The following is a 15,478-nucleotide window of genomic DNA, read 5'->3' as shown; positions in this document are numbered from 1 at the left end:
ATGATGAATAACAAAACCCTAATCTTATTAACCTCATTCTTCTTTTTCGTCCTGACAGGACATGCCCAAGAAATAAATATTTCAGCCTCAAAAATTGATTTTACGATCAGTAATTTCAAAGTAAACACTGTTGAGGGATTTTTCAATGGAATGAGTGGTAGTATTCAATTTGATGAAAATGATTTATCCTCTGCAAAATTTGATGTTTGTATTGATGCATCTACCGTTAATACAGACAATGAGAAAAGAGACAAACATTTAAAAAATGAGGACTTTTTTGATGTTGAAAAATATCCCAAAATATGCTTTGAGTCAAGTGAAATCATTAAAAATGGAGATCAATATATGACCAAAGGAAACCTCACTTTACATGGCATAACCAAAGAAGTGTCTATTCCATTTACAGCTAATGGTTCAACTTTAGTGGGTAAGTTTGAGATTAATCGTTTAGATTATGACTTAGGTAAAGGTACGGGCACATTTACAGTGGGAGACGAGGTCGAAATTAAAATTATTTGCGCCTTACATTCCTCGAATTAAGATACTTATTAATTATCATCTGTAAATAATTAAAACTTTTACAGATGATGATTTTTTTTATAAAAAAACACTCTACTTTTCAGCAGAGTGTTTCAATATTTTGACTCGAACTAATAGGCTATTAAGCCTCTACTAGATCTAAGATTTCTTTCAATTTTACGACTACAGTATCGATTTCTTCTTTTGTATTGTATTTTGAGAAAGAGAAACGAACTGAAGTTCTATCAGCATCCCCGCCGATACCTGCTATAACATGAGAGCCTTGAGTGGCGCCACTGCTACATGCACTACCTCCAGATACAGAGATTTTTTGAAGGTCTAAAGCGAATAAAAGCATCCCGTTTTTAGGAGATGGAGGAAAGCTTACATTCAAAACAGTATATAAACTATTGTCAAGGTCATCACTCATTCCATTAAACTCAACACCAGGGATATGTTCCACTAATTGAGTTCTCATATAGTCTTTCACTTCTTTGATATGTGCAGTATGAGTATCCATTTCAGCATTGGCAATTTCTAAAGCTTTCGCCAAACCTACAATTCCCCATACATTTTCAGTACCCGAACGCACTTCTCTTTCTTGACCACCACCTTCGATCAAGGCAGGCATTTTAGTTCCTTTTTTAATGTACATAAAACCGGCACCTTTTGGTCCATGGAATTTATGTGCGGCACCTGCTAACGTATGAATATGCAATGCTTTTACATCCACGGGGAAGTGTCCCACACTTTGTACGGTATCAGAATGGAAGTATGCACCTGAAGTTTTGCAAAGTTCACCAACACGTTGAATATCAAGGATGTTTCCAATCTCATTGTTACAGTGCATCAATGTCACCAATGTCTTTTCACCATTTTCTGCTAAAAGAGCTTCTAACTGATCAAGATCAAGATTGCCTTTTTTATCTACATTCAAGAAAACTAATTCAATACCGTTTTCTTTTGCTAAGTGTTCTGTGATATGAAGTACTGCGTGGTGCTCTAACTGAGAAGTGATGATTCTTTTCAAACCATAAGCTTGTACAAGACCTTTAATAGCTGCATTATCTGTTTCAGTACCGCCAGATGTAAAAATGATTTCAGAAGGTAAAGCATTAATACTTTGAGCAATCATTTTACGCGCTTTTTCAATCTCAGCCTTAGAGGCTCTACCATGTGCGTGTGTAGAAGATGGATTACCAAATACGGTATCCATTGAAGCGATCATTGCTTCTTTTACCTGTGGATCAAGTTGAGTACTTGCTGCGCTATCTAAGTAAATGCTCATGCCGTGTTTAATTTTGAATTGGTTGTGTGTATGTGTGAAAGTTATATCGTTTACACTCCAAAGTGTAAAGTTAAGACAAAAAACGGGCAATCTGAGAAGATCGCCCGCTTGATTATAATATATTAAGAGTCAACAGTCAGACTATGAAGTGTTTAACTGTTTTATTCTTTCTTATTAAGCATCTGAATCTTCAGCTTTGAACTGAATAATTTCTTTGATATCAGAAATGATTTTTTGAGCTAAGTGCTCAGCAGTTTGTTCTGATGCAGATTCAGAGTAAATACGAATGATTGGTTCTGTATTCGATTTTCTAAGGTGAACCCACTCTTTGTCAAATTCGATTTTTACACCATCCAATGTATTTACAGGTTGATTGGCATATTTCTCCTCCATTTTTTGAAGAATAAGATCAACATCAATCTCAGGTGTCAATTCGATCTTATTTTTAGAAATATGATAGTCAGGGTAAGACTGACGTAACATGCTGGCAGAACCATTGAATTTTGCCAACTTAGAAAGGAATAATGCGATTCCTACTAACGCGTCTCTACCGTAATGAAGTTCTGGAAGAATGACACCTCCGTTACCTTCACCACCGATGACAGCATCAGTATCTTTCATCATTTTCACTACGTTTACCTCACCTACAGCAGAAGCAGTATAAGTACCACCATGCTTTTCAGTAACGTCACGTAATGCTCTTGTTGATGACATGTTAGAAACTGTATTGCCTTTTTTATGCTCTAAAACATAATCCGCAACAGCTACTAATGTATATTCTTCACCGAAAGGAGTACCGTCTTCAGTAGTAAATGCCAAACGATCCACATCGGGGTCGACAATAATACCTAAGTGATAGTTTCCGTTTTGTAATGTTGAACTTAATTCCGTGATATGTTCAGGAAGTGGTTCTGGGTTGTGAGGGAATTTACCATTAGGTTCACAGTATAACTCTTCAATTTGAGTTACACCTAAAGCATTTAAAATTTTAGGTACAGCAATACCTCCTGTTGAGTTGACACAATCAATTACAACTTTGAAATCTTTTGCACGAATAGCTTCAACGTCTACCATTGGTAGTGCTAAGATTTTCTCAATGTGTTTGTCAATGTAAGTGTCGTCGTGAGTAACTTTGCCAGTTTTTTTGTAATCTACGAATTCAAAGTTTCCTTCTTCAGCATTTTGAAGGATTTCTCCCATTGCTTCAGCAGAAATAAATTCACCTTTTGAATCCAATAGTTTTAGGGCATTCCAATTAGCAGGGTTGTGGCTTGCAGTCAAAATGATACCACCAGCAGCTTCCTCCATTTCTACTGCCATTTCTACAGTAGGAGTAGTCGAAAGACCTAAGTTGATCACATGAACACCCATGGCTTGAAGAGTACCAGAAACGATGTCTGCTAACCAGCCACCAGAAACACGGGCATCTCTACCCAATACTACTTTATTGTTGTTGTCAGAGTTTTCAAGGATCCACTTTGCATAAGTGGAAATAAATTTAGCTGCATCGATAGGGTTTAAAGAATCTTCTGTAGATCCGCCAATAGTTCCCCTAATACCAGAAATAGACTTAATTAATGTCAATGTCTCAAATTATTTGATTAGGCTACAAAAATAACGCTTTAAGTGACACTGTAAAGAGAATTAACATTCTTGTTAATTATTATTTAATAAAGACTGTATATCCTTGTTTGTGTATTTCTTAAGGTTAAGTGATTGATTTTAAGTAGTGTTGAGTCGTTTTTGTGGAGAGTTGAATAAGGGTTTGAATATTGATAAATTAAACCATCGTTTAATTGAATTTCAATACTTTCTTTCTTTTGATTCATGTTGATGAAATGCGTGCTTGGATTAGAAAATAAAGATTGATGCTTTTTAATAATGGTTTCATATTCAAACATGGTTTTAGAACTATCTCTTAATACAAAAGAATGGATTTGATTGTGATCTATGAAACTAAACATGGGTGTTTTCGAAGCATAGAAATAAACCGCTTTTTGATGTTGAAGATAAGTTGTGTTATACTGAATAATCAACGTCAAGAACATTAAACTTAAAGAAAGCCAATTAATTCTTCTGAATGCTAGATTGATATAAATTGTAATGCAAAGTACAATAGCTGTCAGGGCAGAGATGTTCACCCATGGAAGCTGCGGTAAGTCTTTAAACAGCAATAACCATTTTTGGAATAAGAAGTAGGTCCATTCATAAAAATCAATCAATATACTGATGGGAATATGCAAAGCATCTAAAAGAAGAATCAATAATCCATTGTACATCAATAGCAATGTGAAAAATCCACTTAGAACACTAGAAAACAGGCTGTAAGCAGGTATATATTGAAAGAAATAAGAAGTAAAACTAATAGTACCTAATTGTGCTAAAATTGAAACTATAATGATAGAAAATAGTGTTCTTATTATGTAGGAGTATTGTCCTATTTTATCCCAATGTTGAAAGACACTAATAAATAGGACTGCTGAAAAGGAAAGAATAAAACCGATGTCGAAGAGTAGAAACGGATCATAAATTAGAAAGCAGAAAGAGACAAAGCAAAGTAAGTTTAAAAGGTTTACCTTTTGGTGAAATGCTTTTCCTAAAATCAAAATAGAAAACATACTCACTGCCCTCAAAATAGATGGAGTAAAACCAGCTATTGAGGCATAAAACCAAAGAAGAGGTAAGTAAAGAAGTTGAAGCCTTTGAGCCGTTCTGATATTTAAGTATTTCCTCCAGAAGAAAACCAAATCCAATATTAAAACTATAATTCCCACATGCATTCCAGATAATGCTAACAGGTGCATATTTCCTGTCTGTTGGAAAAGTTCGTATTCATTTTGTTGCAGATACTTTTTACTACCTATTAATAGAGATGAACTGATACCGTGTAACGCTATTGGAAAAATAGTTTTAATTTTTTGTTGAAGCTGATCTCTAAAAGTAGGGGAATAGGAATGAAGTTCGACAATATCAATGGTATCGGTGGTGATCTGGTAGTGTATGTTTTTGCCTATCAAATAGTCAGTGTAATCATACACGAAAGGGAATTTATTTTTAGAAATAAGTTGGAGTGAATCCGGTACATATAAGACACTTTGAGGAAAGAGTTTTTTACTACCGAAATAAGTGAGTACTACTTTATGGTCAAGTTTGTCGAGGTTTTGATTATCAATATTTCGGACCTTTGAAAGATAGCGTTTGACTTTTTCTTTTTCCGAAATTATCGATGTGACTTCAAGGTATACACCTTTATGTTTGGGAAATGGTGTATATGTTTTTTGAGATTGAAATAGAGTGAACCCTATCATAAAAATCGTGCTGCAAATACTAAAAGTAGGAAAGATTGAAGCTGTATTTTTTCTATAGAGTACAACTGAAACCATAAATAATAAAATACAGAACAAAATGAGGTATTCAATGTTGATAATCAGTGTATCAAATAATGCAGAAAAGAGTATTCCTAGAATCAGAAATATATTAATTTTGAAGAAAGGAGCATTATGAATCATTTTTAGCAGTTGAGTTAGTTTTAGAAAATTATGCACCACTAATATAAAGAAGATTTACACCAATGAAAAAGCTATACCTATTCCTGATTTTGAGCGTAGTTTGTTTTTCTTGTTCTCAAAGGGAAGATACAGAAAACGAGAGTGAAGATACGTTTTTTGATTTCGACTTTTTTGATGATACTGAAGAAGAGGATGAAGAAGTTATTGAGGAAGAAGTGATACCAAAACCGAGCAGCGAGAAACCAAAACTAGAAACTCCAACAATTGAAGTGGATCAAGAAGAAGAACAAGTAATAGAAAATAAAGAAGAGCTGGTTCTTGAGGAGGTAGAAGAAATTGTGGAGGAAATCGAAGAAGAAGTTGTCAGAGAAGACAAACTCATCATTGTGGATTATCAAGAGTTTAGGGTTCGTTTTAAAACGACAGAGACTTTTGATGTAAATGAGATTGATTTTGAGGAAAAGTTGAAAAATAAAGGCCTATTGAAAAGGTACAAAACTCAGCAAAGTTACTTTGATATATATGATATAGATAAGGCCATCAATTGGAGTGGAGCAGGTGATTTTGCAGAGTTTGGACAAGGGTTTTATGAGAGATCAAAAGAAGTCTACAGCGGAAAGTATGTCAACTTTGCAAAAAGGAAGGCATTTATGTTTCATACCAAAATCTCTTTTGCACAAGACCTAAACTATTCCAACATCAAAAAACTGAAGTCAGATCATGAAGTTCATAATGACCATAAGGTAGATGCTGTGGTCGTCTTTTTTGGAAAAGGAAACTATGGTTATCGATACATTTACCAAATAGGAAACCAACATGCAGAGTTGACCTCACAAACTATGGAAGCTTATTAGTGGTCATCAACCGTAAATTTAAAATTGAAATTAACATCAATGTGTTGATCCACTTTTACCATTCCCATCATTTTTTTAGGAGGTGTGAGACCATAGTCTAAAATATCGATTTGCTTTTCGCCTACAATTTGGAAGTTTTTGCCCTCTAAATGAGGAACCGTATAGGTAATATCTTCAATACGTTCTACTCCCGCAATGGCCATACTTACTTTACCGATCCCCTTGATGGATTTATCTTCCCCTTGAAAAATATGCATAGAAACCAATTTCATGGTAATGATTGGAAACTCTTTAGCATTCAATAATTCAGTAAATTCTTTATTCATAAGGGCGACTCCACAATCAAAGCAGGTCACGCAGAATTCTAATCCAGAATGCTGAACTTCGGTCAATTCATTAAAGATATTTTGAGTCAGTGTCAATTGACTTTGTATTCCATTTTGAAAAACACAATCGAAAGTATTGATATTGGTTTTCCCATCAATATGCATACTTGTATTGGGAACCACTTCTAAAATATATTCAGTAGGTATATAATCTGCTTTTTGACTAAAAGCATTAAATGAAATAATGGAAAGTACAATTATATGAAGTAAGTGACGCATCGATGTATTAAAAATCAGGTGTTAGATAATTCAGCTTTAGTGTGGAAAATGTTAGTAACAATTATCCACTCTCAGTAGTTAAGATTAAAATTAATAGAAAAATAGGAAGACTTAAACAGGAACTTCTTAATACAATTTAAAAATGCCTTACTTTTATAATTATTATATTTTAAATTAACTATACGAGCATTTAGAGTAGGTTTGTAACACTGTATTTTGAATTGAAATAGGTGTTTATACACTGTTAATTTTGTTCCTATACTTAATTGAATGCACTATTGTAATTGTAGAAGGCAATAAAAATTTATACAATGAATCAAATTACACTCAAAGTAAAAGAAGTAGTACAGGAAACTTCTGATACAGTCACTATAAAGCTAAAACAACCACTTTTTAAGAAAGTACAATATCAAGCGGGACAATTCCTAACAGTAATCACTGAAGTGGAAGGACAAAAGTTAAGAAGATCTTATTCGATGTCTTCTGCTCCGCATCTTGATGCTACGATTGATATTACGGTCAAAAGAATTCTGGAAGGAAAAGTTTCCAATCATTTAAATGACAATGTCAAAGTAGGTGATATGTTGGAAGTCGTAGAACCGATGGGACAATTTTTATATGATCCCAGCAAGGAAGCAGAGAGACACATGGTGCTTTGGGGAGCAGGTTCGGGGATCACTCCATTGTTTTCTATGTTGAAAAGTTGCTTGTTTTTTGAACCGAAATCAAAAGTAACTTTGGTATTTGGCAATAGAAATGAAGACTCTATCATTTTCAAAGAAGCATTGGAAGAGTTGAAAGAAAAATTCCAAGAACGATTAGATGTAGTACATGTGTTGAGCCAGCCTTCAGTACAATGGGGCGGTTTCTCTGGAAGAATAGATGATGTAGTGGCAATTAACATTATGAATAGGTTGGCATTAGCAGACTCCGAACATTACTTATGCGGACCTGATGGTATGATGGATGCAGTGACAAGTGCACTGAAAAGAAATAAAATTCCTACATCTAAAATATTCAAAGAAAGTTTTACTCCTGTATCAGGAAGTGATCATAGTGATGATGTGTCACCTGAAAATATCACACTCGTTGTAGATGGAGAAGAACATAGCGTGTTTGTATCGCCTAACCAAACAATTTTAGAGGCGGCTTTAGAAGAAGGTCTTGATGTGCCTTACTCTTGTCAAAATGGAGTATGTACAGCATGTAGAGCTAATTGTTCTTCAGGAAAGGTAGAAATGGGAGATACTATGGTTTTATCTCAATCGGAGATTGATAATGGGGATATCTTAACATGTATTAGTCACCCATTAAGCGGAAATGTTAAAATCACTTATGATTAATAACAATATTGATCTTCATTTACTTTTTTTGTTAATGAATCTTGGAATATTGAAATTTTAGTCGTTACTTTGAAACATCAAGATTGAAGAAAAAAAGAACCCTTTACCTATAAGGTAAAGGGTTACTTCAACTCCTCTTCAATCTGTTCATTTCGCTAAACTTATATTTTTGAATATTCGACTATCAATTACTATCGACTTTTTTGATTAATAGAAATTTTTAGTAAAATATTTTTTCGTATCTATTTGTAAACAGTCTCTTTTCAGTCTATTCCTCTGACATTAATTATCGACTGTATAATAAAGCAAGTAAATACAACTCCTCTTTCCTTTCTTCTTCTATTCATCTGACATTTATTATTTACTTACATAATGACTTAACGGGCTTACCCGGTTAAGGTTATGGTTATAGTAGAATATTAACGTATTTTTCCTTTTTTTAGGAACTCGTAGTAGATATTTATATTACGATTGATTTCTTGGTAAAGTACAATAATAAAGGCTAGTGCATTTTTGTACTAGCCTTTATTTTTTATTGTGTTTTTACTACTTATTTGATATTACCGAAAGTAGTTAACAACTGTCTTACATCAGCAACTGTTTTAAGGTTGTACCTTGCAGCAGAAGCACCAATACCTACTTTGATCGTATATGATTTTTTAGGCATTGCTAAGAATGTATCTTCATCTGTAACGTCATCGCCAGCAGCAAAAATAAAGTCGTATTTGTCGTCATTAAGGAATTTAACCGCAGCTTTTCCTTTATTGACATCTTGACTTTTTACTTCCACTACTTTGTTACCATGCATTACTTGAAGGTTCATGTTAGATACTAGGTAGTTTAAGTTGCCTACTAGTTCATTTGCTCTTAAATCACCAAAGTCTGCATCGGCTTTACGGTAGTGCCAAGCGATTGAAAAGGCTTTTTCTTCAACAAAAGAACCTGGTGTTCTATCTACATAGCGATCAAGCATTCTACTGATCTTAGATTTCCAATCAGAATTAAGATTATCAATCATTTCAAAGTCTTGATCACCTCTTCTTAACCAGATACCGTGTTCAGCGATGATGTCTACTTTAAAGTCAGCAAACCAAGCTTCCAACGTTTCTTTATCTCTACCACTGATAATGACTACCCTGTTTTTAGGGTCAGCGGTGATACTCGCCATGATTTCTTTTAACTCTTGATCTGGTGATACTGATTGTGGGTCTGCAGCAAAACCTTTTAACGTACCGTCATAATCAAGGAAAATGATACGTTTAGATGCTGCTTCATATTTTTCAAGCATTCTTTCTTGAGATTTTTTAGGCAATAGGCGAGAGTTCATCGCCGTTTGTTTTTCTTTAATATTATCGAGTTGGTTCATAAATATTTCTACCCAACGGTGTACATTGTATCGTCTTACTTTTTTCTGCATCTCTTTCATTCTACTGCGCTGCTCATCTTCAGGCATAGTGAGTGCATTGTATAAAGCCTCAACGATTTGGTTTTCATCATTTGGATTAATAAGTATTGCTTCTGAAAGCTCCTTGGCAGCACCTGCCATTTCACTCAAAATTAATACACCTTGCTGATTGGTTTTACTAGCCACATATTCCTTACACACTAAGTTCATACCGTCACGAAGTGGTGTCACAAGACCTACATCAGAAGCTTTGTAAAGTGCTGATAAACCATCAAAACTAAATGATCTATAGAAATAGTGAATCGGAGACCAATTCATACGGCTATATTTACCATTGATCTTACCTACTAGGGTATCAATTTCCTCTTTTAAGTGTTGGTATTGGTCTACTTTGTCTCTTGAAGGCACAACAAGTAGAATTAACGATACCTCACCTTGGTATTCAGGGTATTTTGATAAGAATTTATCAAAGCCTAGTAAACGGTGTTTAATTCCTTTACTATAATCCAATCTATCGATAGAGAGGATCGATTTATTTTTACTTAATAAGTCGCCGTAAGCGATTACTTTTTGTTTTGTTTTATCCGAATTAGCAGCTTGTTCAAACTTATCATAATCAATTCCCATTGGGAATGCGTCGACAGCAACTAATCTGTTTTTTACTTTGACAAGACCTAATGAACTGTCATAACCTAATAGACGGTTTACTGAACTTAAAAAGTGTCGCATATCGTCATAGGTATGGAAACCAATCAAATCAGCTCCTAATACACCTTCTAAAGTTTCCTCTCTCCAAGGGAGTAAACGGAAAATCTCATAAGAAGGGAAAGGAATATGATTGAAGAAACCAATTGTCGCATCTGGTAGTGCCTCTCTCAGCATTCCAGGTAATAACAATAGCTGGTAATCATGCACCCAAATTGTATCTTCAGGTTCAGCATGTTCAAGAATCGCTTTTAAGAAAAGTTCATTTACATGAATATATGAATCCCACAGATCTTTATCATAAGTGGCATATTCAGTGAAATAATGAAAAAGAGGCCACAAGGTTTTATTACTATAACCTTCATAAAATTTATTGACATCTTCCTTTGTTAAATACACGGGAGCCATATTGTCTTCTTTAAGCTCTTTTTCAATGTGTATTTTTTCTTTGTCATCATGACCATACGTACCTGGCCAACCAATCCATAAATTACCCCCTTGCTTATAAGTAGTGCTTAAACCTGTTGCTAATCCTCCTGAACTTGGGTGAAAGCTAAGCGTTCCGTCTTCTGTATTTTTACTTACAGTAACCGGAAGTCTATTAGAGACAATAATTGTTTTTTTAGACATGTTATTTGTTAGTTAAATAATTTGGTGATGAGATACCTGCTCAAAATTAAGAGATATACTAGATCAAAAGTAATTGAGGTAGTATCAGTTATTTTTCTAATCCTATTGAACTCAAATTTATAAAGCATAGCCATTAGTTATGATATAGAATATAGACACTGAAAAGACCTCGATAATATTTGTTCCGGTAATTATTTATTTGGTAAGGTATTTATAATATAAACTGAAACACACTTTCCCAATTAAGGAAAACCCATACTCCTATTCCTCCAAGAACAATTCCAATACTTGATCCTAGTAAGAGCATTTTTTGGTTATGCTTTCTTTCTTTTAATTTTATTTCAAGCTCAATTTCTTCTGGTAAATCAGAAATTAATAAAAGATGATTTTCCCGCTCCTCAATTCTTGTGTCATAATCCTTAAGCTCTTTATCCTTGGCATCTAAAATCTCTTGATAATTTTCCAGTACACTTAATACGCTGTCTTTAGATTGCTTGAGTTCCTTAAATAGATCATCTAATTCATTTTCGTTGATTGGCTTTTTCTTCTCAAATGGAAAATAGATATAAACCCATAGTAAAATGGTAAAAAGTGAAAGACCACCAATCCACCACCAGAGATACTGTTGAAAATTATGAATTAGTTGAAACCATACATCATTCATATATAAAAAATTTTGTTGGTATTAATACCTATTAGCATTAAAAAATGCAACACTACAATTTACAATTATTAATTTTAAAGTGTATAAGTACTAGGGCAAAAGTTCTAGGATGTATTAAAATTGCTTTTTCATTCTGCTCCTCTTTAAAATTTACGACACTGTTTTTTTATTTCTCTATTTATAGTGTTGTCGTGTTTATAATAGATTGATTGAGTTGATGATGCATTGCTGTTTGAAAGTACCCAATACTCTTATTTTATATTGATAACTAATAAATTAGTGCTTTTTGGTAGGGTATTTTTGAGTATACTTGTATAAGTAAATATATGTTAACGATGATTTTAACTACTCTTAATTTTAATTATGTCAGAAAATGATTTCATAAGCAAAGGCAATGAAGCCTTTAAAGATGGCAAGAAAACATCTTTGGAACTGTCGAACGATAAAGACGGTAAGCTATTGGAAAAAATTTCAGACTACACCAACTCTATTTCTCTTCCAACATCAAAAACACCTCGTGATAAAGCTTGGGAAAACATACAAAATGATATTCATAAAAATAAGTTTAAGGTAGAGCGTTCGAATACTTTTGAAAGGTTTATTCATTCAAAGGTAATCACAAGAGTTGCAGCGGTAGTAGGTGTTTTGGTAGGGATTTATACTTTGTGGTTTTTCTCTAATGATATAGAACGAGTAACATCTGATGAAGGCGTTTTGAAATATACTTTTCCTGACGGATCTATTGCTTTGTTAAAGAAGGGTTCTTCAATGCAATTTTTGAAGACAGGATTTGATGGGCATATTTATCTTAATGGTCATGCTCAGTTTAATGTAAATGATGACGGAGATGGAGATCATAACTTTGAAGTAAAAACAAATAGAGTTGTAGTGATTGCACCTGACGGCGGGCAATTTGATCTGAGAGATGATCAGCACATTTTTCAATTGACAAACTTAGGCAAATCTTCAATTTCCTATATAGAAGAACATAATGCAGCAAAAAAAGCTTTAGCATTAAAAAGTGGAGAAATGTTAGAATCATTTACTTCCCAACTTTCATTGCCACTGCAAAGAGATATATCTCATACACAATGGGTCGAAGGAAGTTTTTCTTATAATGAAGCACCACTATTGATGGTAATTGAAGATATGGAGAAACACTTTGATGTAATTATAGAGCATGAATTACATTCCTTAGATTTATTATTCACAGGTAAATTTAAAGAGAATAGCATTGAAAAAGCACTCACTCAGTTGTGTACTCAAGTACCATTGGACTACTATTTTGTTGAGGATAAGATTTTTCTTCAACATAGAAAATAAAAAAAAGCCCAGTAAAAAAAAAACAACCCCCATGTACAAAAAGTGCATGGGGGTTATTTGTATTATCAGTTATTGAACTTAGACTTTGATCTCTACGTCAACACCTGAAGGTAGGTCAAGCTTCATCAAAGCATCAACAGTCTTTGGAGAAGACGAGAAGATGTCGATCAAACGCTTGTAAGTACAAAGTTGGAATTGCTCACGTGATTTCTTGTTAACGTGTGGTGAACGAAGAACAGTGAATTTTTCTTTCTTTGTTGGAAGAGGTACAGGACCTGCAACTACAGCGTCTGTTTTCTTTACAGCCTCAACGATTTTACCAGCAGACTTGTCTACTAAGTTGTGATCGTATGACTTAAGCTTGATTCTGATTTTTTGTGTCATATCTTTTGTTATGATGCTAGCCGTCCACTAGCGGATTATATATTTCATAAACTTTGAATCTACCGTTGTAGATTCAGAAGTTTATGATTATTGACAATTTATAATTACTTCTTAGATTCAGCAATTACGTCTTCAGCAACGTTTCTTGGTACTTCTTTGTACTCAGAGAAAGTTAATGAAGCCGATGCACGACCTGAAGTAATAGTACGAAGGTCAGTTACGTAACCGAACAATTCTGATAAAGGTACATCAGCCTTGATTACAACTGCACCGTTTGAGATCTCTTGTCCTTTCGGAAGACCACGACGCTTGTTGATATCACCGATTACCGCACCAGTGTATTCGTCTGGAGTAACTACAGAAACGTCCATGATAGGCTCAAGGATGATTGGCTGACAAGATTTTGAAGCAGCTTTGAAACCTAATTTAGCTGCTAATTCGAATGATAAAGCATCTGAATCGACATCATGGTAAGAACCGTAGAATAAACGAACGCGCATTGCGTCGATTGGGTAACCTGCTAAAGAACCGCTGCCCATAGCTGCTTCGAAACCTTTTTGTACAGCTGGGATAAATTCTTTTGGAATTACACCACCTTTGATTTCGTCAACAAACTGAAGACCTGGCTTAACAACACCATCCTCATCTGGCTCAGCTGGACCAAGTTCGAATTGGATATCGGCGAATTTACCTTTACCACCTGTTTGCTTCTTGTAAGTCTCTCTGTGTTCAGTAGAACCTTTGATAGCCTCACGGTAAGCAACTTGAGGAGCACCTTCGTTGATTTCAACGTTGAATTCTCTCTTAAGACGGTCGATGATGATCTCTAAGTGAAGCTCACCCATACCTCTTAAGATAGTTTGACCAGTTTCGTGGTCAGTTTCAACTGTAAGCGTTGGATCCTCTTCTACTAGTTTAGCGATAGCCATACCTAATTTGTCTACGTCACCTTTTGTTTTAGGCTCAATAGCAATACCGATTACCGGCTCAGGGAATACCATCTCTTCTAATACGATTGGAGCACCAAGCTCAACAAGAGTATCACCAGTTTTGATGTCTTTGAAACCTACACCTGCACAAATATCACCTGCTTCCACTTGAGGGATTGGGTTTTGCTTGTTAGAGTGCATTTGCATCAAACGAGAGATACGCTCTTTTTTACCAGTACGCATGTTCAATACATACGAACCAGCTTCTAAAGTACCAGAGTAAGCTCTTAAGAAACATAAACGACCTACGAATGGGTCAGTAGCGATCTTAAATGCTAACGCTGAGAATTTATCTGAAGCATCTGCCTTACGAGTCTCCTCTTCACCTGTTTCAGGGTTAGTACCTTTTGTATCAGGTAAGTCAAGTGGAGATGGTAAGTAAGAACAAACAGCGTCAAGAAGTGCTTGAACACCTTTGTTTTTGAATGCAGAACCACACATTACTGGAGAGAATTCCATGTTCATAACAGCCTTACGAACTGCAGCACGAACTTCATCAGCAGTAATTGAATCTGGGTCTTCGAAGAATTTCTCCATCAACTCCTCATTGTGAGTAGAAACCGCCTCGATAAGGTTTTCTCTCCACTCAGCAACGTCGTCTACCATGTCAGCAGGGATGTCGATTACTTCATAAGTAAATCCTTGGTCAGCCTCATTCCAAACGATAGCTTCGTTTGTAATCAAGTCAACAACACCTCTGAAACCTTCTTCAGCACCGATTGGTAATTGTAAAGGAACTGGAGTTGCACCCAATTTCTCTTCAATTGTTTTCACTGCTTTCAAGAAATCTGCACCAGCACGGTCCATTTTGTTGATGAAACAGATACGAGGTACCTTGTAGTCATCAGCTTGACGCCATACAGTTTCAGATTGAGGTTCTACACCAGATACGGCACAGAAAAGTGCTACAGCACCATCAAGTACACGTAATGAACGCGCTACTTCTACTGTGAAGTCAACGTGACCAGGAGTGTCAATGATGTTTACTTTGTACTCTTCTGAAGCAGGAGTAGCCTTACCCTGTTCAGTAGGGTAGTTCCATGTAGTGGTTGTAGCAGCAGACGTAATAGTGATACCACGCTCTTGCTCTTGCTCCATCCAGTCCATAGTAGCAGCTCCGTCGTGTACCTCACCGATTTTGTGAGATTTACCTGTGTAATAAAGGATACGCTCTGTAGTCGTAGTTTTACCAGCATCAATGTGAGCCATGATACCGATGTTCCTTTGGTGCGAAAGATGGATCTTCTTAGCCACGGATTA

General features: G+C 35.1%; 12 protein-coding genes. 4 read left to right on the top strand and 8 right to left on the bottom strand.

Going from position 1 to position 15,478, the window contains the following annotated elements; all coding sequences use genetic code 11:
- Positions 1 to 540 carry a YceI family protein gene (locus IC221_RS14320; RefSeq protein ID WP_223241385.1) on the top strand — a complete coding sequence of 180 codons (540 nt, stop codon included), beginning with the start codon at positions 1 to 3 and terminating at the stop codon, positions 538 to 540.
- Positions 541 to 661: 121 nt separating this feature from the next.
- Here IC221_RS14320 and IC221_RS14315 read toward each other — a convergent pair whose 3' ends face one another.
- The 3 genes from IC221_RS14315 to IC221_RS14305 form a co-directional block, all read right to left on the bottom strand.
- A complete protein-coding gene (locus tag IC221_RS14315; RefSeq protein WP_188169619.1) occupies positions 662 to 1,807 on the bottom strand; it encodes a cysteine desulfurase family protein in 1,146 nt (381 codons plus the stop codon).
- 174 nt (positions 1,808 to 1,981) lie between these two features.
- On the bottom strand, positions 1,982 to 3,391 hold the full coding sequence (gene glmM / locus IC221_RS14310; protein WP_188169618.1) for a phosphoglucosamine mutase: 1,410 nt from the start codon (positions 3,389 to 3,391) through the stop codon (positions 1,982 to 1,984).
- A gap of 83 nt (positions 3,392 to 3,474) precedes the next feature.
- Positions 3,475 to 5,316: a ComEC/Rec2 family competence protein gene (locus IC221_RS14305; protein WP_188169617.1), complete on the bottom strand. Its 1,842-nt coding sequence runs from the start codon at positions 5,314 to 5,316 to the stop codon at positions 3,475 to 3,477.
- Between the two features lie 62 nt (positions 5,317 to 5,378).
- On the opposite strand from IC221_RS14305, the gene IC221_RS14300 reads away from it, so the two are divergent.
- A complete protein-coding gene (locus tag IC221_RS14300; RefSeq protein WP_188169616.1) occupies positions 5,379 to 6,170 on the top strand; it encodes a hypothetical protein in 792 nt (263 codons plus the stop codon).
- On the opposite strand, the gene IC221_RS14295 is transcribed toward IC221_RS14300, so the two are convergent.
- Positions 6,167 to 6,775 (bottom strand): YceI family protein, encoded by a 609-nt coding sequence (locus tag IC221_RS14295; RefSeq protein WP_188169615.1) that lies wholly within the window; start codon positions 6,773 to 6,775, stop codon positions 6,167 to 6,169. The genes IC221_RS14300 and IC221_RS14295 overlap by 4 nt on opposite strands.
- Positions 6,776 to 7,086: 311 nt before the next feature.
- Here IC221_RS14295 and IC221_RS14290 point away from each other — a divergent pair, with 311 nt between their 5' ends.
- A complete protein-coding gene (locus tag IC221_RS14290) occupies positions 7,087 to 8,118 on the top strand; it encodes a ferredoxin--NADP reductase (RefSeq protein WP_188169614.1) in 1,032 nt (343 codons plus the stop codon).
- A gap of 550 nt (positions 8,119 to 8,668) precedes the next feature.
- Here IC221_RS14290 and IC221_RS14285 read toward each other — a convergent pair.
- Together IC221_RS14285 and IC221_RS14280 are read right to left on the bottom strand one after the other, a co-directional pair.
- The gene (locus IC221_RS14285) at positions 8,669 to 10,858 is read right to left on the bottom strand and encodes a bifunctional alpha,alpha-trehalose-phosphate synthase (UDP-forming)/trehalose-phosphatase (protein WP_188169613.1); all 2,190 of its coding nucleotides are present in this window, start codon (positions 10,856 to 10,858) and stop codon (positions 8,669 to 8,671) included.
- A gap of 211 nt (positions 10,859 to 11,069) precedes the next feature.
- Positions 11,070 to 11,522 carry a hypothetical protein gene (locus IC221_RS14280; protein WP_044202338.1) on the bottom strand — a complete coding sequence of 151 codons (453 nt, stop codon included), beginning with the start codon at positions 11,520 to 11,522 and terminating at the stop codon, positions 11,070 to 11,072.
- 363 nt (positions 11,523 to 11,885) lie between these two features.
- On the opposite strand from IC221_RS14280, the gene IC221_RS14275 reads away from it, so the two are divergent.
- Positions 11,886 to 12,845 carry a DUF4974 domain-containing protein gene (locus IC221_RS14275; protein ID WP_188169612.1) on the top strand — a complete coding sequence of 320 codons (960 nt, stop codon included), beginning with the start codon at positions 11,886 to 11,888 and terminating at the stop codon, positions 12,843 to 12,845.
- A 78-nt stretch (positions 12,846 to 12,923) separates the two neighbouring features.
- On the opposite strand, the gene rpsJ is transcribed toward IC221_RS14275, so the two are convergent.
- Together rpsJ and fusA are read right to left on the bottom strand one after the other, a co-directional pair.
- Positions 12,924 to 13,229, bottom strand: a complete 306-nt coding sequence (rpsJ, locus tag IC221_RS14270) for a 30S ribosomal protein S10 (protein WP_044202335.1) — start codon at positions 13,227 to 13,229, stop codon at positions 12,924 to 12,926.
- A gap of 104 nt (positions 13,230 to 13,333) precedes the next feature.
- Positions 13,334 to 15,472, bottom strand: coding sequence for an elongation factor G (gene fusA / locus IC221_RS14265; protein WP_188169611.1), 2,139 nt, complete (start codon positions 15,470 to 15,472; stop codon positions 13,334 to 13,336).
- Between the last annotated feature and the right edge of the window lie 6 nt (positions 15,473 to 15,478).

It is taken from the genome of Flammeovirga sp. EKP202, assembly GCF_014534745.1.
Lineage (GTDB): Bacteria > Bacteroidota > Bacteroidia > Cytophagales > Flammeovirgaceae > Flammeovirga.
Note: the sequence above shows the minus strand (reverse complement) of the source record. Positions and strands in the feature narration are given on the sequence as shown.

Coding starts and splice junctions, on each gene's coding strand:
- IC221_RS14290 (WP_188169614.1), top strand. CDS start 7,087: ATGAATCAAATTACACTCAAAGTAAAAGAAGTAGTACAGGAAACTTCT.
- IC221_RS14280 (WP_044202338.1), bottom strand. CDS start 11,522: ATGAATGATGTATGGTTTCAACTAATTCATAATTTTCAACAGTATCTC.
- IC221_RS14275 (WP_188169612.1), top strand. CDS start 11,886: ATGTCAGAAAATGATTTCATAAGCAAAGGCAATGAAGCCTTTAAAGAT.
- IC221_RS14315 (WP_188169619.1), bottom strand. CDS start 1,807: ATGAGCATTTACTTAGATAGCGCAGCAAGTACTCAACTTGATCCACAG.
- rpsJ (WP_044202335.1), bottom strand. CDS start 13,229: ATGACACAAAAAATCAGAATCAAGCTTAAGTCATACGATCACAACTTA.
- IC221_RS14285 (WP_188169613.1), bottom strand. CDS start 10,858: ATGTCTAAAAAAACAATTATTGTCTCTAATAGACTTCCGGTTACTGTA.
- IC221_RS14320 (WP_223241385.1), top strand. CDS start 1: ATGATGAATAACAAAACCCTAATCTTATTAACCTCATTCTTCTTTTTC.
- IC221_RS14305 (WP_188169617.1), bottom strand. CDS start 5,316: ATGATTCATAATGCTCCTTTCTTCAAAATTAATATATTTCTGATTCTA.
- IC221_RS14295 (WP_188169615.1), bottom strand. CDS start 6,775: ATGCGTCACTTACTTCATATAATTGTACTTTCCATTATTTCATTTAAT.
- IC221_RS14300 (WP_188169616.1), top strand. CDS start 5,379: ATGAAAAAGCTATACCTATTCCTGATTTTGAGCGTAGTTTGTTTTTCT.